The organism is Rhizobium johnstonii 3841 (assembly GCF_000009265.1).
Lineage (GTDB): Bacteria > Pseudomonadota > Alphaproteobacteria > Rhizobiales > Rhizobiaceae > Rhizobium > Rhizobium acaciae.
Map to the genome: position 1 here is coordinate 134,539 of NC_008384.1, position 21,990 is coordinate 156,528.

General features: G+C 59.6%; 22 protein-coding genes and 2 pseudogenes. 13 read left to right on the forward strand and 11 right to left on the reverse strand.

The features are described from left to right. Positions 1–95: 95 nt before the first annotated feature. From RL_RS30360 to RL_RS30400, 8 genes are all read right to left on the reverse strand, one after another. On the reverse strand, positions 96–1,166 hold the full coding sequence (locus RL_RS30360) for a GlxA family transcriptional regulator (RefSeq protein ID WP_041936870.1): 1,071 nt from the start codon (positions 1,164–1,166) through the stop codon (positions 96–98). A 316-nt stretch (positions 1,167–1,482) separates the two neighbouring features. Next, positions 1,483–2,208, reverse strand: coding sequence for a CbtA family protein (locus RL_RS30370; protein WP_011654875.1), 726 nt, complete (start codon positions 2,206–2,208; stop codon positions 1,483–1,485). Positions 2,209–2,219: 11 nt separating this feature from the next. After that, complete coding sequence (locus tag RL_RS30375; RefSeq protein WP_041936871.1) at positions 2,220–2,408, reverse strand: CbtB domain-containing protein; 189 nt, start codon at positions 2,406–2,408, stop codon at positions 2,220–2,222. Positions 2,409–2,465: 57 nt separating this feature from the next. Next, positions 2,466–2,792, reverse strand: coding sequence for a nitrile hydratase accessory protein (locus RL_RS30380; protein WP_011654877.1), 327 nt, complete (start codon positions 2,790–2,792; stop codon positions 2,466–2,468). 10 nt (positions 2,793–2,802) lie between these two features. Further along, a complete protein-coding gene (gene nthA, locus RL_RS30385; protein WP_011654878.1) occupies positions 2,803–3,420 on the reverse strand; it encodes a nitrile hydratase subunit alpha in 618 nt (205 codons plus the stop codon). A gap of 28 nt (positions 3,421–3,448) precedes the next feature. Beyond that, on the reverse strand, positions 3,449–4,189 hold the full coding sequence (gene nthB / locus RL_RS30390) for a nitrile hydratase subunit beta (protein WP_011654879.1): 741 nt from the start codon (positions 4,187–4,189) through the stop codon (positions 3,449–3,451). 29 nt (positions 4,190–4,218) lie between these two features. After that, positions 4,219–4,719 carry a DUF1097 domain-containing protein gene (locus RL_RS30395; protein ID WP_011654880.1) on the reverse strand — a complete coding sequence of 167 codons (501 nt, stop codon included), beginning with the start codon at positions 4,717–4,719 and terminating at the stop codon, positions 4,219–4,221. 33 nt (positions 4,720–4,752) lie between these two features. After that, positions 4,753–5,727, reverse strand: a complete 975-nt coding sequence (locus tag RL_RS30400; RefSeq protein ID WP_041936872.1) for a CobW family GTP-binding protein — start codon at positions 5,725–5,727, stop codon at positions 4,753–4,755. 1,096 nt (positions 5,728–6,823) lie between these two features. Here RL_RS30400 and RL_RS30405 point away from each other — a divergent pair. The 13 genes and pseudogenes from RL_RS30405 to RL_RS30460 all read left to right on the forward strand — a co-directional run. Beyond that, on the forward strand, positions 6,824–7,102 hold the full coding sequence (locus RL_RS30405; protein WP_122330922.1) for a hypothetical protein: 279 nt from the start codon (positions 6,824–6,826) through the stop codon (positions 7,100–7,102). A 481-nt stretch (positions 7,103–7,583) separates the two neighbouring features. After that, positions 7,584–7,799, forward strand: a complete 216-nt coding sequence (locus RL_RS39785) for a hypothetical protein (RefSeq protein ID WP_018485445.1) — start codon at positions 7,584–7,586, stop codon at positions 7,797–7,799. Positions 7,800–7,842: 43 nt separating this feature from the next. Next, complete coding sequence (locus RL_RS38570) at positions 7,843–8,004, forward strand: helix-turn-helix domain-containing protein (protein ID WP_244432410.1); 162 nt, start codon at positions 7,843–7,845, stop codon at positions 8,002–8,004. Positions 8,005–8,006: 2 nt separating this feature from the next. Beyond that, positions 8,007–8,135, forward strand: coding sequence for a hypothetical protein (locus tag RL_RS41065; protein ID WP_018485444.1), 129 nt, complete (start codon positions 8,007–8,009; stop codon positions 8,133–8,135). 565 nt (positions 8,136–8,700) lie between these two features. Beyond that, the gene (locus RL_RS30420; RefSeq protein ID WP_011654886.1) at positions 8,701–9,669 is read left to right on the forward strand and encodes an SDR family NAD(P)-dependent oxidoreductase; all 969 of its coding nucleotides are present in this window, start codon (positions 8,701–8,703) and stop codon (positions 9,667–9,669) included. A 221-nt stretch (positions 9,670–9,890) separates the two neighbouring features. After that, positions 9,891–12,758, forward strand: a complete 2,868-nt coding sequence (locus RL_RS30425; protein ID WP_011654887.1) for an ATP-binding protein — start codon at positions 9,891–9,893, stop codon at positions 12,756–12,758. Positions 12,759–12,885: 127 nt separating this feature from the next. After that, positions 12,886–13,890 carry a zinc-dependent alcohol dehydrogenase family protein gene (locus RL_RS30430; RefSeq protein WP_011654888.1) on the forward strand — a complete coding sequence of 335 codons (1,005 nt, stop codon included), beginning with the start codon at positions 12,886–12,888 and terminating at the stop codon, positions 13,888–13,890. 33 nt (positions 13,891–13,923) lie between these two features. Beyond that, complete coding sequence (locus RL_RS30435) at positions 13,924–14,223, forward strand: tautomerase family protein (protein ID WP_011654889.1); 300 nt, start codon at positions 13,924–13,926, stop codon at positions 14,221–14,223. A gap of 251 nt (positions 14,224–14,474) precedes the next feature. Next, positions 14,475–15,299, forward strand: coding sequence for an alpha/beta fold hydrolase (locus RL_RS30440; protein ID WP_041936958.1), 825 nt, complete (start codon positions 14,475–14,477; stop codon positions 15,297–15,299). Positions 15,300–15,397: 98 nt separating this feature from the next. After that, positions 15,398–16,363, forward strand: coding sequence for an MBL fold metallo-hydrolase (locus RL_RS30445; RefSeq protein WP_011654891.1), 966 nt, complete (start codon positions 15,398–15,400; stop codon positions 16,361–16,363). A 123-nt stretch (positions 16,364–16,486) separates the two neighbouring features. Next, entirely contained in the window at positions 16,487–16,924 is a 438-nt protein-coding gene (locus RL_RS30450) for a DsrE family protein (RefSeq protein WP_041936874.1), read from the forward strand. A 97-nt stretch (positions 16,925–17,021) separates the two neighbouring features. Beyond that, positions 17,022–18,107 carry a Gfo/Idh/MocA family protein gene (locus RL_RS30455; RefSeq protein ID WP_041936875.1) on the forward strand — a complete coding sequence of 362 codons (1,086 nt, stop codon included), beginning with the start codon at positions 17,022–17,024 and terminating at the stop codon, positions 18,105–18,107. 166 nt (positions 18,108–18,273) lie between these two features. Beyond that, positions 18,274–18,486 (forward strand): annotated as a pseudogene (locus RL_RS30460) (LysR family transcriptional regulator); the annotation flags it as partial. Positions 18,487–18,613: 127 nt separating this feature from the next. On the opposite strand, the pseudogene RL_RS30465 reads toward RL_RS30460, so the two are convergent. From RL_RS30465 to RL_RS30475, 3 genes and pseudogenes are all read right to left on the reverse strand, one after another. Next, positions 18,614–18,929: pseudogene (locus RL_RS30465) on the reverse strand (BrnA antitoxin family protein). Positions 18,930–19,173: 244 nt separating this feature from the next. Continuing rightward, complete coding sequence (locus RL_RS30470) at positions 19,174–19,776, reverse strand: hypothetical protein (protein WP_041936959.1); 603 nt, start codon at positions 19,774–19,776, stop codon at positions 19,174–19,176. 90 nt (positions 19,777–19,866) lie between these two features. Continuing rightward, positions 19,867–21,056 (reverse strand): IS3-like element ISRle4 family transposase gene (locus tag RL_RS30475; protein ID WP_122330883.1). Its coding sequence is split into 2 segments (ribosomal slippage): positions 19,867–20,807 and positions 20,807–21,056, totalling 1,191 coding nucleotides; the frame shifts between segments, so codons are not numbered across the junction. Positions 21,057–21,990 lie beyond the last annotated feature (934 nt).

The window sequence follows — 21,990 nt, forward strand, 5'->3', positions numbered from 1 at the left end:
GAAGGGTTCCTGTCGATGTTCAACGGCGGCGTGAATATCAACCGCGCATTTGAGCTCGATCGGCACGGACGGGACCGGACGAGGGCGCGCTCGCTTCAAGTGTGTCGGCTTGCGCTCGTTGATGTCTCTTGAGGATGCGAGATTGCTAGTGCGACGTCCATGGCTATCGTTTGTCGAGCAGGGCGCCGGTCAGGGGCCGGCTGGGCAATGGTTTTGGATGATACCTGGAAACGGCTTCGATAATCGTTCGGGCTCACGCCGATCGTCTTGGTAAAGACCCGCCTCATCGCGTTGACGTCTGCGAACCCGCAGATGGTGGCGATCCTCTGTAGCGGATGGACGGTGTCCTCGAGCAGCCGCCGTGCGGCGTCCGTCCGAGCGGCCGCGACGAAATCGGCCGGCGTGATTCCAAGCTCCTTGCGAAAGACGCGTGCGAAATTCCGGATGCTCATTCCAATCTCTTGAGCCAAGCTCTCGACGTCGAGGTTGCCGTTCAGATTTGCGAGCACGAACTCCTGAGCCTTCTGTATCAACGTCGTCTCGGACATCTGCCCGACAAGGTGCGCGCTGAACTGCGATTGGCCGCCAGGTCTTTTCATGAACATGACCATGTAACGGGCGACGATCATTGCTACGTCCTTGCCGTGATCCTCTTCAACAAGCGAAAGGGCGAGATCGATGCCGGCGGTGACACCGGCGGCGGTGATAAGCGACCCGTCCCGTACGTAGATGGCATCGGCGTCGAGATTGATCGCCGGATACTCGCGGCTAAACTTCGCCGCGCATTCCCAGTGTGTCGTCACCCGCTTTCCATCGAGAAGCCCGGCTTCGGCAAGCAGGAAAACCCCGGTGCAGATCGAGCCGAACCGCCGCACGCCTGGAACCCGGCGCCGAAGCCATGCCGTGACTTCTGGATCGATCTCGAGAAAAGCAGGATCTCCGGCAACCAGCAGCGTGTCGATCTCTTCATCTTCGTCGAAGATGGAGCGATCCGCCATGAACCTCAACTGACCGGTTCCGGCGATCGAGCGTGCTCCGGTTGACATGACCTGTATATCGTAGGCGCTCATGTCGCCCAGCCTTCGCGCAGCCTCCCAGAAAACTTCAGCAGGGCCGACGATGTCCAGTGACTGCACGCCTGGCGGCGCGAGGATGACAATCCGCATGACTACGCTCCTAGTTGCCCGTCCAATGTCTGGTCATGCAAGATTTCTGCCAGTCCTGTCATGGCTAGCCCGCGCCTGATCTGCCTGCTGTTGAGGTGGAAATTCTGACCGTCGCCTATGCAATGTTCTTCGATCTTCTTCGTCGCAGCCCCTTGGAAGGTCGCCTGGTTCACCTCGTAGAAAGCGATACAGTCCTCCATGAGCGGAGACTTCCGGAGGACGGCGCGAAACGCCCTTCGATGAACGAGGCAGTTCCCGCCGTTACCGGCTGTGAACCGCAACGCGTCGAGGTCTGCGCTCCAAAGCGGGCTCGAGTTCATGCGGTACCTTCAAATCGACGGTAGAGCGCCCCGCTCACGGACCCGAGGAGAGCCCAGAAGACGAGGCTCGTCATCACCGCAGCAGCTACGAACTGATGCTCAAGGGACTCCGGGGCCAGCGGGTGCATTCCTTCCGGTGCGACCGGAGCGCCGATCAGGTGAGGGGCCGCGATGACTGCAATGGCGACGGCTGCCGCCCATGGCTTTCGTTGGAAAGCAATTAGACCGATACCGACTGCTGTAGCCAACGCGGTTCCGATCCACCAGAGCTGACGGTCGGCCAGGGGCGCGGAAGGCGTTCCGGGTAACTCGGGCGGCAGACCTATTAAAGGCGCGAGCATGACGCAGGCGAAACCGGCCAATCCCCACAGCAAGCCGTCGCGCCAGGTGACGGGCTTCCCACGCATTGCGATAAGTCCGCACAGAACCAGGGCGTAGCCGATCGCAGTCAGCATGTTTGCTGCCACTGTGAAGGCCATCCGCTCCAGTCCGTCTGACGGCTCCCAGCCTGCTTCGTCGTGATCGTGACCGGCTTCGGGGACGTGCGCTGTCGTCATAGGTGAGACGACTTCCGGTGTTTCCGTGGCTCCGCCCGCCTTCTCATATACCTCGGCCTTGGCGATCAGCTGGCTGGTTCCAGCGAATTGGGCGGCGCTGACGGCGCCGCCGACGATGACGCCCGTAAGGGCCGCCGTGAATACGATCGAGCGAAACAGCGACATGAGATTAAACCTCAGTGGCAGGGAAACGCGTTGGCGTGACGGGTGTCATGCGCTGCGTTGTGAACGATTTCGATGTGCGAGAACCCGACGAATCCCACGATCAAAAGACCGAAGAAGACCGCCGTCGCAGCCTGGAGGATTTTCGCGGCCGACGTCGTGAGGTTTGGCGCCGCGAGGGCTGTGGAGGCTGAGATTGACATCCTGATACCTTTCAAGTGTTTGAGTAGAGAGCCAATTTTGGCAAGATTTGACTGAGATCAGGCCGCCAGAGCGGCCACGATCTCTTCGGGGTCGACGACCCCAGCCTTCACGACGGCCTTCTCAAGGGCTGTCAGGAACTGGTCGTAGTAATTCCAGCTCGAGCGATCGACGGGATGCGCATCTTCCCAATTCTTGATCGTCGCGATCAGTTCGTCTCGGAAATCGTCCCATTCGAAGGCGCCGCTCTTTGCGAGGGCAAGCGCCATTCCGAACGAGGATCGCTCCCATTGGGAACCGAAGCAGAGGGCACCATTGGCTCGGGGAGGGTTGTCGGTCTTGCCCATCATTTCCGTAACCGCGAAATGTTCGAACTGGGTCAACATCGCATCCGCCTCAAGCGGCCTTGGCGATGGCGACGCCCATCATGGCTTCGGGGGTTACGAGAGCCTCAAGCTCCGTCTCCGTCAGCCCCTCGGTGCCTGGCGGGCGTTCCGGGATAACGAACCAGCGGATCTGCGCGCTGGAATCCCAGACTTTGATCTCGATGGCCTCCGGCACGGGCAGACCAAACTCGTTTAAGACCGCGCGCGGCTCGCGAGCTGCACGGCTGCGGAATGTCGGATCCTTATACCAGTACGGCGGCAGCCCCAGGACTGGCCAAGGGTAGCAGGAGCAGAGCGTGCAAATGATGAGGTTGTGGACGTCTGCAGAATTGGCGACTGCGCGCATATGTTCGCCCTCCGCGCCCGCCATCCCTTCCGGAAGATCGAGTTCGGCAATCGCTGCTGGGGTATTGGCCACCAGGCGGTCCTTGAAGGCGGGGTCGAGCCATGCGCGGGCGACGATCTTGGCGCCGTTAAACGGTCCCATCTTCGTTTCGAAGAAGTCCAAGATGGTATCGACGGTCTTGTTCGTGATGACGCCTTTCTTGATCAGGAGGGCCTCGAGAGCTTTAACGCGCGCGGCACTGTAGGCTTCGCGATCTTCGCGGTATTTGAAGCGGTCGGTCATCTGAGTGTTCTCCTATTGGTTTGCGGCGTCAGGCGGCTTCGGCGGCGACGGCGCGTGGGGATTCCACGTAGTGGGCGTAGAGATCCGCGTAGAGGCTGAAATTCGTCTCGGCGTTGGTGGGCCAGAGTTCCTCCGGCTCGAAACGAATGCAGTAGACCGGCATCGCCGCGCCGATCCCGTCCGTTCCCGTGTCACAGAGGTAGACGTAGGCGCCGTCGTAGACAGTCTCGACGGTTCCCGTCTTACCCCGAAGAAAGCCAGGAAGCCGGGTATGTTCGACCGATGGGACATTCCTGATCGAGACGAGGTCGCCAACGGTGAAATCGAAGGATACGTCCGCCTCACGCTTGGGGCTGTCGCCTTCGACGAGATATTGAACGACCCGATCGTCGATCGCCTGGTCGCCGGCCGTCGGCACGGGCATCGAGGGATCAGCGTAGTATTCCTCAGTCAGGGCATCGAGTTCCTCGGCGGTGATGTAGCCATTGTCGATGAAGTAGCCGGAAATGCCGCCAAGCCACTTCTCGTAGTATCGGTATTTGAAGTAGTCGAACGGGTTGAGAGATTCCGCACCCTTGCGCAGGTCCGCCCAGGTCCAGATGGTCGAGAATGCAGACGGCGTCGCGGGAAGCGGGAGTTGAGAGGACAGGGCCATCATTGCGGTGTGGATACCGAAGATGCGGGTCTCCCATGTTTCCACGAAGACGCGCGTTTCCGTGCTGACCGGGCCTAGGCCTTCAAGGCCGCCGAGGTAGTGTTGGAGCTTCATCGAAATTTCCTCTTGAGCGATTGGTGTGGCTACGCGGTGGCGGGCTTCTTGGTGGAAAGTAGCGACGTGCCGATTTCCGACAGAAGACCGAAGGCGCCGCCCAGCAGCATTGCGGCCATGGCGACGAGGGTTGGATGGTTCATTCCTGACGTGACGACAGACGTATTGGTGGCGGCCGTCGTGCCGACCAAGGACGCGAAGCCGAATACGATGGCCGGCGGGAAGTTCAGTATCTTGATGGAGGACACCATCACCATGGCCGAGGTGCCGAGACCGACGAGTAAGGCGACAAAGATCGGATGCTGCGGTCCATATTGGATCACCAACAGTGTTAGCGACGCGATGATGATACCGGTCCAGTTGGACACGACGCTCTTGACCAGGCCCTGCTGCCCGCCGCCGCAGGCATAAAAAGACGCCCAGGCGATAAACGTCACCCATACCGGAACAGGAAAGACGGTCGCGGTGATGTAGGTGTCTATGGCGCCCAGGACGCCAAGGCTGATCATTGCTGCAACGAGAGGGGGCATGTCGTGTCTCCTTGTGTGAAAGCGTGGAATGGGTCAGGACGCCAGGGCTTGGGGTTGGACGATGCAGCGCTCGAAGCCCGCTCGCAGCATCTCCTCGTCAAGGTTGCGACCGATGAAGACGATGTCGCTTGAGCGAACCTCCGACGGTTGCCAGACCTTTCCCGGCCGGCCTTCCAAGGTCATGTGGATGCCATGCAAGACATATCGCCTGGCTTCTCCGGCGAAGCTGAGCACGCCTTTCATCCGAAACAGGTCGGCTCCGATGTCCTGCACCAGGCGGGTCAGCCAGTCGTTGAGCGCCACCGGATCGAGAGGCTCTTGCTCGCGGAAAGCTACGCATCCGATAGTTTGATCGTGCTCGTGCTCCTGTTCTTCCAGGATCTGCGGATCGATCGCGAGCACGTTCTTCAAGTCGAACGCGCCGAGGCCGACGACATCTTCAAATGCGACGCCGCAATCCTTGGTCGGGATGATCCGGGCCAGGGGATTTCGTCGCCTCAGATCCCGTTCGACTTGTAGAAGATGATCCTCGTCGACGAGATCGATCTTATTCAGCAGCAGGACGTCGGCAAAGCTGATCTGTTCGACTGCTTCTTCTTGCGCGAGTTGTCCTTCTATGTGTCGGGCGTCGACTACGGTGACGATGGCGTCCAGTTCCAATCGGGCGGACAGGACGTCGTCGAGGATGAACGACTGGATGACGGGGGCCGGATCGGCTAGTCCCGACGTCTCGATGATGAAACGATCGATCTGGCGGCCCGACTGAAGCAGGGCTCTAATCGCCGCGATGAGGTCGTCGCGGACGGTGCAGCAAATGCATCCGTTGTTCAGTTCCACGATCTGATCGTTCGTCTGCACGACAAGTTGGCCGTCGATGCCCACTTCTCCATATTCGTTGACGATAACCGCAACACGCTCGGTGCTCTCGGACGAAAGAATCTTATTGAGTAGCGTCGTCTTTCCGGCTCCGAGGAAGCCCGTGAGTATGGTGGTTTTTAACTTCGACATGGCTGCCGTCTCCGTGTCAGGCACAGCTTCGCCACTCCCGCGATTGCAGGTCAGCAGAGGGATCGCTATGCAGTTTTCGGTGTTACGAAGGGCGAGTTGTCCCGATCGCTTGACCGGCATTACAGGTAAACTTGCGAAATTGCGCAATGCGGCAAGGGTTTCAATTTCGGCCAAAGGAATCGCAAAAGCTGCCAAAAAAAGCCGCTTTTAGCGGTTTGCTGATGAAATAATCAGCGTGCCTAAATTACATACAGGGCATCCCCTTGGAGATGTTCGTGCCTTGGTAGGCTGAGCCGAGCGCTCAAAATTGAGGACGCGCTGGCAAAACCAATCGACACAGTGAGACGAGCGGACTCCGCGTGGGGCAGTTAACCGCCTTTGACCGCGCGATCGAGGGAATCCGGAGATGAAAACGGAATACGACGAAACGACAGTTCCCGCTTTAACTGGTATCAAAGGGCGTTGCCCACGTTGCCAGCGGGGACATCTGTTCGCTACGCCTTTGAGGGGCTCGAAGGTCAAAAGGCGCTGCAGGATGCCTTTCGTGCCGCACGGGATGCGCTGATCGCGAGCGGAGGCGCTTGACGATGACAGCGCGGCAGCAGCTCAAGAGACGCGATTGGCCGGCGGCCTTTTTCCGCTCTCTTGGCCATGCGTCATGGGCTGCGGAGCAGACTGAGGCCGGAGCGTGTGCCGAGGGGCCGCGGCCGCCGTTCTTAATCGCGTTCTGGCGTGACATTCCGCTTTTTAAGTCAGTTAGCAAGCTCGGCCATGATCAATCAGTTGCCCGACGCGTGTGCTGCAGAAGTGCGCGCAATAGCCGGCGGGAAAGATCAAAGGATTCGCTTCGGCGCGTCCTCAATCTGTTCAAGGATCTCGACCAGCCCCAGCATCACGTTCTTGTTCAGGCAGCCATGACGAGGCCAGACGTTCACGGACCGTTTCGGCCAACCAAAAGAGAGACCTGAAGTCGGCATCATGCAGAACGCGCGCATCGCCTTCGCTCGACTGCTGCGCGAGCTCGCCCTAGATGGCGTGGATGGTCCGGACGCGCCACGCTCCCCGCGTACGGCCGATTACGGATCGAGGCGCTGATATGCCAGTCAGACGAAGGGCCGGCAAGCGGCGCTCGACCGATGGGCTCGACCAGTGGTTTTTCGTGTTCTCCAGCGGCCACGATTTCTTCGACGAACTGGCCGATCTCGGAATCGAGACGGATGCCTACCACTGTCCATCGATGGAGGATGCTGAATCAGCTTGGCGGCGATTGGGTGACGCCTTTTTAGAAATACCGCGCCACCCTGAGCAGGGGGAGCCGTGGGCGCTGAAAGAGTTTGGACCGCCAACAAAACGGCGCGGGAAGCGGCGTCGTTAGTCAACTCCAGCCGGAAGGCGATCAAGAGCGAGGGTGGCTTTGGGCGTTAGTCCTGCGACGAGTCGTCGATATCCTTACCCAAGGCACCCTCAATGCCTCTGCGCACTCCCATCAGAAACGGTGTGCTGTTACCGCGAGTGGCAGGTTGTTCCGGAATACTAGGAAGGGCTACGGCTGTCCCGCGTACGGTTCTGTAGCCAACTTCGAAACCATCTCTAAAAGAGCCTTCTCTGACTATGTCGACCATTGTCGGACCCTCACGTTTCACACCAAAGTCGCACACCCCCGGCCGGTCGTCAATTTCCCGTAAAAAGGCTTGGACCAGCGTGGGTCGCTTCTTCGGTATAACCTCGAATTGGAAATTTCATCCTATGCCAATCATCGAGCTTGTCGCCGCCAAGGGGTCACGGGCCCGCAGCACTTACGAAGACGCGGATCTGAGCGACCTGTCGCTCTTCGCCGTTTAATCAAAGGAAACTTTATGACCAAGACCAACGCCCCCGCCGGCGACCCAACACCCGTGCCTGACGCAGAAGACGAAACCAATCTGCCGCCAACCGAGGCACCAGAAGACCCCGGCATCCCCTTTGATCAGCGATGGAACCGGATGGGCATAGCCCCGCGCCTCGTCACCATCACGATTAAATTTGCAGCCGCCTTCGAGCGGCTTTTTCTATGGAGAATTAGATGCCATTAAGCTACCTCGTGGAACCGCCGGAACGACGCTCCGGGAACCCAACATGGCAGGTGAGCGGGCGATTGCTGCAGCTCTCGGCACAAGGCCACATCTGCTGTGGCGGACGCGTTACCACGCCGCCGGTCTGCGTAAATCTCCTCAACCACCCGCCAACCATGAGCGTCCGCCGACCATGCGGCAACGCCAAAACGACGCGGCGGCATAGACATGCACAACCCGTTCATTCCCTCCCATTCCCGCGTCTGCGAGACGGCAAATCTCGTCATGATGTTTTCGGTGACAGTCGCCGGCCTCATCGCGGCCGTGACCGCCTTGGTCATACAGGTGGCCGGATGATCAACGCTTTTGATCAGAAGGCGCTCTACGAAGCGCATCTGCGGGTTGGCCGCCCGCGAAACGTTGGTGCTGAGGGTTAAGGGGGATTCCCGAAAACGAGTTTGAAAAGGGTGCTCCGGATCAGGGGCAGACACCCTTTTCGTGCTGAGTTTTGCAGTCTCAGCGGAACGGAAATTAGCAGAGAGATTGCTGTCCACCATCGGACCGAAGTCCGACTCACTCGCAATAATTCGTCGCGGCATTGGCCGCAACGCCGCGTCGTTCCTAGCTCTTGACCACCGATGTGCTGGCGCTGGTGATTGAACGACGATGCGGAAGGTCGGTGCGAGTTCGACCCGGCCTTTTTTTGTTCGTTTCTACCCTGGCGCCGAGCCGAGATCTCGCGACGGCAGTTGGCGAGCATTGAAGATTCATCGAGCGGGCAATCCAGCCGAAGTCGGGAGCCGACGTAGCCCGAGCAACGACTGCCGTGTTGCGTTTCACCTCACCGCAGCGACAGCGACCCGGAAAAGAGGTACGGTGCCCCAGCGCCGATCGTCGGTCGCGATTAAACTCGTGGGGCGGAATGCGAGGGGTCCAACAACCACTTCTGACCGGTTTCGGGGCCGCCGCGTCGGCTACGGAGGTAGCTCGCAATCTGGACCTGACGGGGCGGGTTGCTCTTGTCACTGGCGGTTCGTCCGGTCTTGGGCTGGAGACAGCCCGCGCGCTTCGAATGTCGGGGGCGAGCGTACATGTTACCGCTCTTGACCCCGTCGCCGCCCGCACGGCATTGAACGGGATCGGCGGGATTGAGGTTTGGCCCCTCGACCTCGCAGATCACGCATCGGTTAAAGCCTTTGCGAAAGCTTTCCTTGAGCACCAGGGTCGGCTCGACATTCTCGTTCTAAACGCAGGGATAATGGCGCAGCCGCTCTTCCGCGACAAACGTGGTAGAGAGGGCCATTTCTCGATCAATTACCTTGGACACTATGAGCTCACCGTGCGGTTATGGCCAGCATTGCTCGCCGCCGGGACATCCAGAGTGGTCGTCCTGTCGTCACGGGGCCATCAGATGTCCGATGTCGATCTCGAGGATATCGATTTCGCGCGCCGTCCCTACGACAAGTGGATGGCCTACGGCCAATCCAAGACAGCGACTGCCCTCTTCTCGGTATCGCTCGACAGGCGCGGCCGTGGGCATGGTGTTCGTGCCTTTTCTGTCCATCCCGGAATGATTGTCACCCCCGGTATTCGCCACCTATCCCGATCCGAGTTCGACGCTTTCGGCGCGCTCGAAGCGGATGGGACTCCCGTGATTGATCCGACGATGGATAAGAAAACCCCGGAGCAGGGGGCGGCGACGTCGGTCTGGTGCGCAACTTCCCCGGCGCTGAGTTCATCAGGCGGGGTCTACTGCGAGAACTGCGATATCGCGTCCGTTCAGACCGACAGACCCTTCGGGGTGCGGCCGTATGCGATCGACCCGGAGAGGGCCGAAATCTTGTGGCGAATGAGCGCGTTGTTGACGGGTTTAGATATTGTAATAACGTGAAGCACAGTGTTGTATCTCGCGGTGCCTTTCGGTGCTTGACGGCGGCACGGCATGTACTGATCCCCCTAAAGGAAGATGGACGGCCCGCTACGACGTTACCCTACATTTCTCAAGCGATGTTTGTATTGTGCTGTCATCCTCGAACCCGACTGGTTCGACCAGAATACGCGGCATTACTCGGTGTCCAGGCTGGCACCGCTCCGTTGTCAGGGCAGATCAGAATGGAAGGGAAGGCACTACTTAACGCAACCGCTGCGCCGAATTTAGCGACATCCTTCGGCGAATTCCGGCTGTACCCGGGGCGTCACCTCCTTGTCAAAGACCAGGAGCCGGTGGCAGTCGGCTCGCGGGCGCTCGAAATCCTCATCGCGCTGACCGAGCGGCCGGGCGAGCTCGTGACAAAGGACGAACTGATTTCGCGTGCCTGGCCGAACACGATAGTCGAGGAGTCGAACCTCAGAGCGCAGATCGCCGTGCTTCGGAAGGCACTGGGCGAAGACCAATCCGCCGCTCGATACATTGCCGCCGTCCCATCGCGCGGTTATCGGTTCATCGCTCCGCTTTCCCGTTCCGAGGTCAAAATCCACCCCGTCGAGGAGGCCGCGCCTAACAACCTTCCAAAGCAACTGACGCGGCCGATCGGACGGGAGGAGGCAATCGGGATTCTGGAAGGTCGAATTCAACGATTCCGTCTTGTCACGGTTGTCGGTCCGGGCGGTATCGGAAAGACAACTGTCGGCGTTCGCGTGGCAGAGGAACTATCGTCATCGTATCAACACGGCGTGTGCTTTGTGGACTTGGCACCACTGTCGCATCCTTCGTCACTTCCGTCGGTGTTGGCGTCACTGCTTCGGCTCCCGGAGATAACTGGCGATCCGATTTCCCTCGTGAGCGCGCACCTGCGTGACAAGCATATGCTTCTGGTCTTTGATAATTGCGAGCTCGTACTCGATGCCGCCGCTCGACTAGCGGAGACCTTGCTTCGGGAGGCGCCGGGCATCAGCGTTCTGGCGACCAGCCGCGAGGCCTTGCGGGTGGAGGGCGAGAGCGTCTACAGGCTCCCGCCGCTCGATATGCCGCCGCTCGGCGCGGGCCTGACCGCGGCCGATGCTTTGGCATTTCCAGCCATTCGCCTTTTTGTTGATCGAGCGACGTCGTCAGGAAGCGAGTATGCGTTCGATGACGACGAAGCGCCGATCGTCACCCATATATGTCGTCAGCTCGACGGTATCGCCCTGGCTATCGAGCTTGCCGCGGGTCGCGTTGAAGCATTCGGCACGCGGGGAATAGCCGAGCTTCTCAATGATCGTCTACGACTGCTGACGGGTGGACGGCGCACCGCTCTTCCACGCCACCAGACGTTGGCCGCCATGATCGACTGGAGCTATGGGGCGCTCTCCACGGAGGAGCAAACGGTGTTGCGTGCCCTCGCGGCATTCGCTGGCGAATTCAGTCGCGAGGCTGCCGCCGCCGTCACTTTCGACTCCGTCGCAAACGAGCGCGATGCCCCCGTTCAACTCGCGCAACTCGTCGCAAAATCCCTTCTCGCTGTCGACACGCACGGCAAGGCCGCACGATACCGTTTGCTCGATACGACACGTGCTTTCGCTCTTAGTAAGTTGCAGGAAGAAGGGGAGGTCGGTCCCGTCGTACAACGCCTCGCAAAATACCTTTGCGAGACCCTTGAGCATTCGCACGAAGAAATCGAGACCCTGTCGAGCGAGGAATGGCTATCCAAATACGGCACCCATATCAACAACGTCCGCTACGTCCTCGATTGGGCATATTCGGATGACGGCGACACCGAGATGGGCATCGCGCTGACGGTTGCCGCAGTTCCGCTGTGGTATCAATTGTCTCTGGTGGATGAGTGCCTGGCGTGTGTGCAACGTGCGCTACTCGGCGTCGATCCGGGGGAAAGGCGGGACGGGCGCGCTCGTCAGGTCATGCATCTTTATCGAGCGCTTGGTCTCGCACAGGCTTTCAAGGTCGGATTCGCGCCCCAGGCGCCGGCGGCGTTCGCCAAGGCGCTGGAGATTGCCGAACACTTGGGAGATATCGACGCTCAGGCAGAAGCCCTTTGGGGCTTGTGGGTCGCACAGGTCGGTATGGGTGAATATCGAGCATCGCTCGATAACGCGGATCGGTTCGTGAGGCTTGCTCAAAGCGGTCTCGATAAGTTCATCGGCGACCGGATGCTGAGCATGACGCTCTTCTGCACGGGAGACTTCCGAGGTGCCCGTCGCCATGCCGATCTCATGCTGGCGCGCGATGTATTCACGGATATTCCACCCGGTGGTTCCGTAAGGTTCAGGTTCGGTCAGTCCGTTTCGGCCCGAATACAGCCCGCTCAGCTCTTGTGGATGCAGGGCTTCCCGGATCAGGCCGTTCGCGCCGCCGCCGCCGCCGTCGAAGCGGCTCGTACCTCTGGTCACGCGATCTCCCTATGCGAAGCGTTGGCCAGATGGTCGTGCCCAATCCTCGTTCATGTCGGGGACCTTGCGACGGCTGATTCCGCGATCACAGAACTACTCGACCTGGCGAAACTAAATGGGCTCGGTCCATGGGAGGTGTTCGGCCGCTGCTGGAAAGCGGCTCTGCTGATCCAGCGGGGACTTCCCGAAAGAGGCGTTCCACTTCTTCGCAACGGACTGGCGGACCTGCGCCGGGTCAAGCTCTTCAATCTCTACAACGTCAGATTTGTCTGCTCCCTGGCCGAGGGCCTCGCCTCGCTTGGCGAGCACGCCGAAGCGCGCGCACTCGTGGATGCGGCCATTGGTTCGAGCGAAGAGAAGGACGAACTCTGGTACATCACGGAGCTCTATCGTCTGAAGGGCGACATCTTTTTTCAGCGCGGAGACGGCGACATCGCCGAGCGGTTCTATCTCCAGTCCATCGAGCTTGCGCGACAGCAGGACGCGCTTTCCCTGGAGCTCAGAGGAGTCATGAGTCTGGCTCGTTCGTCTCGCGGGCGGGGCGACAGGATTGGGGCTCGAGAGCTTTTGGCCGCGGTCTACGACCGTTTCAGCGAAGGTTTCGATACCGCCGACTTGAGGACGGCGAGGGCAATGCTGACCGAAAATCCCTGACCGAAACCTGCCATCCCCCACGGCCCGTCACAAGAATTCACCACGATTCACTGGCTGGTGACCGTGTTGGTCTGCCATCTTCTGCCCGTCGCCGGATTGTCGGCAGTGCAGCATAAAAGGCATACCGATGAAGACCACCACTCCTACCGAAATGGACGCGCTCGTCCTCACCGAAACGAACTCGGACCTTGTTCGGACCCGGATGGTCTGCCCGGCTCCCGCGGCGGGGGAGGTTCTCGTCCGCGTCAAGGCAAGCAGCGTCAACCCGCTCGATCTCAAGATCAAGAGCGGACAGGCTCCGCACGCCCGCCACCCGTTACCCGCCATCCTTGGAATGGACTTAGCCGGGGTCGTCGAGGCAGTGGGTCCTGGCGTCACGGCATTCAAGCCGCAGGACGAGGTTTTTGGTTTGACTGGCGGCGTTGGCGGCCTGCAGGGTTCATTGGCGACTTTCGTCTCGGTCGATGCCGATCTGTTGGCCCCTAAGCCAATCAACCTCACCATGCGCGAGGCAGCAGCTCTGCCCCTGGTATTCATAACCGCCTGGGAAGGGTTGGTTGATCGCGCCGCGGTGCAAGCACGGCAAAAGGTACTTGTAATCGGTGCGGGCGGCGTCGGTCATATAGCAATCCAGATCGCACGCGCTTTCGGAGCCGAGGTCTTCGCTGTGGACAAGGCCTCGAAGCAGAGGCAGATCGAAGAGCTGTGCGCGACCGCGATCGACCGCCATCAGACTACCGTCGAGGAGTACGTGAAGGACCACACGGGCGGGCGCGGCTTCGATGTCGTCTATGATACCGTCGGCGGGGCAGGGATTGATGCTGCGTTCAATGCCGTGAGCAGGTTCGGCCACGTCGTCAGTTGCCTCGGATGGGGCACCCATTCGCTCGGGCCGCTCTCCTTCCGGGCCGCAAGCTACTCGGGCGTGTTCACGCTTCTGCCGATCCTGACCGGAGAAGGCCGCGCGCATCACGGGGCGATCCTGCGCGAGGCAAAACGCCTTGCCGAAGCCGGAAAGATCACTCCTCTCCTCGACCCGCGCCGCTATAGCTTCGAGACTATCGGCGAAGCCTATGCCGAAGTCGAAAACCGCACCGCCAACGGAAAGATCGTCATCGACGTCGCCGCCTAGGAGGGCGTCTCACCCCAGCCAAGGAAAAAAGCTATGCCATTCGTAAACGTAAAGCTCGTCGACGGCGTCTTCACGCCAGAGGAAAAGCACGCCATGGCCAAGGCGCTGACCGATGTCATGGTCAAGTTCGAAGGCTCGGAGGCCTTCCGCGAGGTCGTCTGGGTACTGATCGAGGAACTGCACACGGATGGCTGGCACATCGGCGGCAGGCCGTTCGAGGGGCCGAAGTCTTTGTTGACCACTCTTTCCAAATCCAAAGACATCGTCGAGACGATCGACGGTAATCCGACCACGCGCAAAGAGTGGGCCGCGGCCGCGCCAGTCGTTGGCTGACCGCCCTGCAATTTGAGCCTGGGCGAACACAGGAAGCCGGACGGAAGACCTTCGCTCGCGCAGAGCCACCCGGCCGAAAAAGGGACAGGACCATGACTTCGAGAGAACATTTTCCGATACCTGCTGTGACGAGACGGGAGGTCTTACTGGGAACGGCCGCCACGACACTCGCCGCCCTGCCGATTCAGGCATTTGCAGCCACGGCCTCTTCAAATCCGATCAATGCAAACATCGAAACCGGGAGTGAGATCATGAGCAGCATCACGACGAAAGACGGTGCGCAGATTTTCTACAAGGACTGGGGTTCCGGTCAGCCGATCGTATTCCACCATGGCTGGCCACTCAGCGCCGACGATTGGGACAACCAGATGCTGTTTTTCCTCGGCAAGGGGTTCCGGGTCATCGCCCACGACCGCAGGGGCCATGGCCGCTCGAGCCAGACGTCCGGCGGCAACGACATGGATACCTACGCAGCCGACGTCGCGGCCCTGGCCGAGGCTCTCGACCTCCACGACGCCGTTCACATCGGCCATTCGACGGGCGGCGGCGAAGTCACCAGGTATGTCGCCAGACACGGCAGGGGCCGGGTCGCGAAAGCGGTCCTCATTTCCGCCATCCCTCCGGTCATGGTCAAGTCCGATAAGAATCCAGGCGGACTTCCGATCGAGGTCTTCGACGGCTACCGCGCGGCTTTGGCCGCCAACCGAGCGCAGCTTTACCTCGATATCGCGAGCGGGCCGTTTTATGGCTTCAACCGCCCCGGCGCGACCGTCTCCGAAGGCACCATACGAAACTGGTGGCGTCAGGGCATGATGGGCGGCGCGAACGCGCATTACGAGTGCATCAAGGTCTTCTCCGAGACCGATTTCACGGAAGACCTGAAGGTCATCGACGTCCCGGTCCTCGTAATGCACGGCACCGACGACCAGGTGGTTCCCATCGGCGACTCCGCGGAGCTGTCGGTGAAGTTGCTCAAGAACGGGAAGCTAAAGGTCTACGACGGCTACCCGCATGGGATGTTCACGACGCACGCCGACGTGATCAACACTGACCTATTGGCCTTCATCAAGGGCTGACCGCCGGGCGGGCCGCCCCGCGAGGCCTGTCCTTCGACCTCCCCAACTTCAGTTCGAAGCCGTCGGTTCGCTCGAGACCGGCTGCGGAAAGGTATGTCATGAAATCCGAACACATGCTCTCCCGCCGTGGATTTTGCCTTTGCTGTATTGGGGTGGCGGGATTTGCCGCCACCGGAGGGTGGTTGAGCCCCCGCGACGCTTACGCCGAGGCACGCGGCCTCGTCAGCCTCATAAAGGACAGCGCCGCCAAATCCGCCATCGCCACCCACAAGCTGAGAAACGGCATTACCATTCTCGAAGGTTCCGGCGGCAACGTCGCGGTACTGAGCGGCAAGGACGGCCTCGTTATGGTGGACGCGGGCATCAGTGTGTCCCGCAAGCAGATGAGCAAGGCGCTCGCGGAAATCTCGCCAGCCCCCGTCACCCACCTGATCAATACCCACTGGCATTTCGACCACGCAGACGGGAATGCCTGGATCGGGTCCCAAGGGGCAGATATCATAGCGCATGAAAACACCCGCAGGTACCTGTCGCAGGTACAGCGCGTGGAAGACTGGGACTACAATTTCCTCCCGGTCGCGAAAAGCGGAGAGCCGCAGCATGTCTTTTCCAGGGAGCACACGCTCAAGCTGAACGGCGAAACCGCCGTCCTCAAATACTATGGTCCGGCCCATACCGACGGCGACATCTCAGTCATGTTCCGCGAGGCGGACGTCCTTCACGTCGGGGACACCTACTGGAATGGCATTTATCCGTTCATCGATCACTCGACGGGCGGCAGCATCGACGGAATGATCGCTGCATCGGAGGCGAACCTCGCCGCGTCCACCGATAAGACCATCATCATTCCGGGTCATGGAAATCCGGTGAGCAACCGCGCCGAGTTGGGTGACTTCCGCGACATGCTGGTCGCAATCCGCGAGAACGTGGCAAAACTGAAACGCCAGGGACGCTCGCTCGACGAGGTGGTCGAGGCAAAGCCCACGGCGGCGTTCGATGCGAAGTGGGGTCAGTTCGTGATTGATCCAGCGTTCTTCACGAAGCTCGTCTACGCCGGCGTCTAGCTTCGAGCTTCATCCAAACTTTCCCGGCGCGCTCCTCCTCAGGTACCCCTGGCGCGCCTCCGGGACGTCTCGAGTGGCGTCCTGGGCTTGTTCACAGACCCAATCCACTCAATGGAGACGATTATGTCGAAAACGCAAAGCGTTCTGTTCATCGATATCCCGGTTGAACTGCAAGAGGTGAAGTCGGTGCACAGCATCGGAGGTCTGGAGTTCGAGGGCGACTTGCCCGCGGCTCTGTTCCATCTGCAATTGATCACGACGGACATCGCAAACTGGAAAGCGACGTCTGAAGTGGTCGTGGTGTTCCATACCAACGCGGGCCACGTCACGCTTGACGATGCGGCCTACAATTCGTCGCGCAACATCGCCACAGGCAACCCGTACAAGAAACTGGTCGCGGACCTTATCGATATAGGCGTGAATGTCGAGCTTTGCGGCGCGACTGCAAAGGTGAACGGCTGGGGCAACGCGGATCTTCTGCCCCGCATCAAGATCAATCTCGACGCCATGGCGCGAACAATACAGCTCGTGCAGCAGGGCTTCGTCAAGATCACCGAGTGACCTTTGGGTTCCCTATCCGCGAAACGTGGGAGCTGACGGACGGACAGTGGCGGATCACAAAGCTCGTACTCCATTATACCATTCGGGAGCGCATCCAATGGCCCAAACAGCAATAAGAGTTGGCATCATCGGGGTACACCCCGACCGTGGTTGGGCATCGACCGCCCATGTTCCCGCGCTTCGGGACCTGCCGCAGTTTCGGCTTTCGGCGTTAAGCCATAACCGGGTCGAAGTCGCACGAGCAGCGGCACAGAAGTTCGGCTTTGACCACGCTGTCTCATCGACGGAGGAACTCGTGAACCATCCCGATGTCGACCTCGTCGTCGTTACAGTCAGGGTGCCGGAACACCTCCAGCTCGTGACCGCCGCCCTCGAGGCGGGGAAATCGGTATTCTGCGAGTGGCCTCTCGGCATGAACCTCCGGGATGCGGAAGCTATGAATGAGCTTTCCGCCGCCAAGGGGGTCTACACGATGATCGGTCTTCAGACCCGGGCAAACCCGACCATCGGGCACATGAGGAAGCTTGTCGCCGACGGGTTTGTCGGTGAGGTTCTTTCCGCCTCCGTGATCGGCTCCGGGATCACCTGGGGAGAGGAACTCGAGGATGCCTTCCGGTATACGCTGGATCCTTCCAATGGCGCGAGCATGGTGCACGTGCCGTTCGCGCACACGATGGATGCCCTTGCGTTCGCGCTGGACGATGACTTCCTCAGCGCCTCGGGGACGCTCGTCACTCGACGCGCGACGACAAGGATAGTCGAAAGCCGGGAGGTTGTTCCCCTCGCCGTCGCGGACCAGATCGCCTTTACTGGCAGACTTGGATCCGGCGCGTTGGTAACCAGCCATTTTCGTGGCGGGCTGTCGCGCGCGACCAATTTCCACCTGGAGATCAACGGAAGCAAGGGTGACTTGCTCCTGACCAGCCCAGTTGGCTACGTGGGCCTTGGCGGCTTCAACCTCTCTGGTGCGCAAGCTGGCGAGAACCTCCATCCTATCCTCGTCCCAGGCGACTTCGGGCCAGATGACAATGTCCTGACTGGCAACGTCAAGAAACTGTACGAACTCCTTGCCTCCGACATTTTGTTCGGTACACACCAAAGGCCGACGTTCGAAAGCGCCGTCAAACTGCATCGGCTGATCAATGCGGTCGAGAAGAGCGGAGGGGTTTCCCGCGATATCTGAGAAGATGCGCGCGTTGGTGCTGGACGCCCCGTCAGAGCTCGCGGACAGGAAGGCACCCTGGAGATCTTGGTGTAAGGCGATCATTGGAATCGCCTGCCGCCAAAAGACTGTATGGCTCAGTTAAGCACTTGGGGCGCCTGGTTTGAGACAAAGCTGGCCTTTGCTATATTCGCTGGTGTCGCTGGTCTCGGCCGGCCTTGGCATCGGCTTTGCGCCGGAATGGACCGAGGGCCTGCCGAACCGGGCCTTGGAGCTGAAGGCGGTCAGGGGCATCGACTTCCGGATCGGGCTTGGTGTTGCCTGGAACAAAGAGGACCCGACCGCTTCGCGCGACAACATCGTCGATATCGCACGGTCGCTGGCACGGGCGGGCAGGTGAGGCGGCACCACGGGTGGTGCACACTGAGCGGAACATGCGCAATAGAGTATGCGCTGGCATCACAGTCGAGTATTTTTCAACTACAAGTCTGCATTTGTGGGGCAGTGATAAACGGAGCCGCGGAGTGCTATAGCCCTACCGCCTTCCGCAGCGTCTCATTTATCCGGCTTTGCCAGCCTTCGCCTTCGGCTTTGAAAGTATCAATGACTTCTGGATCGAGCCGAATGCTCACGGCGACCTTTTAGGATTATCGGACTTAGGCGGCCGCCCAGGTTCTTCCTGGTGGACTCGGCCAACTCGGGAAGGGCTTCCGCAAAGGGTTTGGCCTTGGCCAATTGTTCATCCGTCCCCTCTGGAGCGTCGGGATCGCTGGCGATTTGCCTCTGCAAGTTCGCTTCTTCAGCGTCGCAGATTTTCATAACTCTATCTGCGATGCGGGTCATAGGTGGTCCTTTCCTTACGGCTGGCTTTAATGGAGGGTGAGTGTGATGCCGAGCGAAGCGCTCCAAGTTCTCGGCGTGGCGCGCGCGGTGGCTGTTGGAGTTGCTGAGGGTGAAGGCGGGAGAGGGTGCCAGGGCCCGGCGCAGCGGTCGCTTCAATTTCGTTCTGCTTACCTCCCGATGTCAATCGCGTTCCGGTGTAACATTCCCGCTTTTTAAGTCAGTTAGCAGGCTCGGCCACGATCAATCAGTTGCCCCAGCCAATTTGGAACCGATCAAATCGAACCTCGCTCAACGGCTGGTTGGAGGGGCCCAGCCTTACCGAACGAAGAACGACACGAAGCTCGGGGGAATAGTATTGTTCAAAAATAATCGGAGGCAATCCCGTCAGTTCGAGACGGCTATTAATGGCCCAAACCCTGTAGGAACAAGAAGCAATCGTTTCCTCTCCCCAGCCGTCGAACCTAATAATAGTGGCGCCCGAAACGGATTTTTTGCCATTGATGAAAAGTGTCGTCTCGGATTGCCAGTTCTTCTTCTGTGGTAGATCGTCTAACGCAATCGCATTCGCGTATTTCAGCTCATGCGTCCCGCTGGGACTAACTCTCTTTTCGACGAGCAAGGGGTGCAAATATACAGCCGACACCGGCTGCAGTGAACGGTTGCGCTCCATCAGCCGTTGTTCGGTGAGACCCGAACCGTCCGGCTTGTAGAGCACGGAATAGAAAGGCGCTTCTCTTGTAAGCAGCACGCCGTATTTGGTTTCTTTAGCGCTCAAGCAGTTGCCAGAGGCAGGCGCCGCCAATGTGATTCCAACCAACAGCGACAAACTTCTCAGCAAGATCGACATTCCGGATATTCCCTCGTCCAAATCCGCTACCGTGGCGCTTGGGCGAAATTCCACTATCTTGCGCATGCCTTCTGACCTTGCCCCCAAGTTTTATCCAGTTTTGAGTTCGCTCCAGCGGTTTTTGGTTGCTGTTGTTGGTTCGGTAGCGGCGGGTTGCGGTGCGGAGCCATTTCGGCTGCGCAGCACCGCATCACGTCGCGGGTTGAGTGTCTGAGCGAATTCGGCCGGTGTCAGCCAGCCAAGGCCTGAATGAGGGCGTTGATCGTTGTAATCGCTACGCCAGTTTGAAAGCGCAGACCGGGCGTGAGCAAGCGACGAGAACAGAGTTTCATTCAAGAACTCGTCTCGCAGCCGCCCGTTGAAGCTTTCGATAAAAGCGTTCTGGATAGGCCTGCCAGGCGCAATGTAATGCCAGTCAACCTTGGTCCGGTCCGCCCATTGCAGGATCGCGTTGCTGGTGAACTCGCTGCCGTTGTCGCTGACGATCATCCTCGGCTTGCCGCGCTCCTCGATAATCCGGTCAAGCTCCCGTGCGACGCGAAGACCGGAAAGCGATGTATCGGCGACGAGCGCCAGGCACTCCCTCGTGCAATCATCGACGACGGTCAGAATCCGCAATCTGCGCCCATCGGTGAACTGATCCGACACGAAGTCCAGCGACCAACGATCATTGGCCACCATCGGCACCAGCATCGGCGCTCGCGTGCCTATCGCTCGCTTGCGACCGCCGCGCTTGCGCACCGTCAGTTTCTCCTCCCGATAGAGCCGGAAGAGCCTCTTGTGGTTCACGAGGTGACCCTCCCGCCGGAGCAGCACATGAATGCGCCGATATCCGAAGCGGCGACGTTCATGCGCCAACGCCTTCATTCGCTCGCGAAGCTCATGATCATTGTCGCGCCTGGTCTCGTAACGGACCGTCATTCGGCAAAAACCAATGGCTTTACACGCCCGCCGTTCGCTCATCTCATGATGGCTCATCAGATGCGCGACAGCGTTCCGCTTGGCCGCGGGCGTCACCACTTCTTTCCCAAAAGGTCTTTCAAGGCAGCATTGTCGAGCATCGCATCCGCCAGAAGCCGTTTCAGCTTCGTGTTCTCGTCCTCAAGCGTCTTCAGCCGCTTGGCCTCGGACACCTCCATGCCGCCGAACTTGGCCTTCCATTTATAGATGCTAGCATCGCTGACGCCATGCTTGCGGCAAAGCTCCGAGACCGGCGTGCCTGCCTCGTGCTCCTTCAATATGCCGATGATCTGTTCGTCCGTGAAACGATTGCGCTTCATCCTCTGGTCCTCTCAATGGGCCAGAGCTTACTTCAAAATGGATTATTTCAACGGGGCAAGGTCACTTCCCATCCATATCGCCGTCTTCATCCAGTTCGTGCACCGGTAAATAGGTATTCTTCGTAAGCGCCATCTCGCTCGCACCTTGACCACGATGTTTGGCGTTTCGAAGACTGCCGCCATGAGGCGGTCGGCGCTTCGCGCCACCACCGGGCGTTCCCACAAGTAGATCGTCGCTATTTTCGGGGCCGCATTGATGCCCACCACTTGTTCGGGATGCCGTTCAGATGATCACGAAGTCTATCTTCGACATGCTCGGGACTCCAAACAGCCGCGCATTCTAGGCGGTCTGCCTCTTCAAAGCTGAGCCGGGACTCGGCATTCGCGATGGCATCATACGCTGATATTTGGCCTGAAATCCGGTCTTGCTTGAAAAACATTGCGCCGTCCAACGCGGAGACTGTGGGTAGGTCAACCTTTCCGAGGACGGGCCATCGCCCGGACTCCGCCGCACTGTCCATCACCCATAACTTGAAGAGAACCGCAGATCTCGCACGTCTTGAACCGGTTCTTCACGTTCGAAAACACCGTCGAGAAAGGCGAATAGCGGATGTGTTAGGGCGACGGCGTGAAATTGCTTTCCGTTTCCAATGTCGATCCTAACGATATCGCCTCGTTTCGGCTTTCTGCCCCTGACCATCGCGCCCTCGCTGTTCCAGCGGTACGTTTAACGGGTCCCGAGAAGTCCGCAAAGGGTGTGTTCCGGGGTGGATGATTGATCCTGTGGCGCCAAGGGGCGATTTGACAGCGACGCGGGCACGATGCTGAGTGAGCCATCGCATGTCCGCAATCAACGGAGCTGATCGTTCCTGCCGCCCAAGGTGACTGACAAGGCCACTGCAACGAATGTTAGGGCAATCAGGCTGCTGCCAAG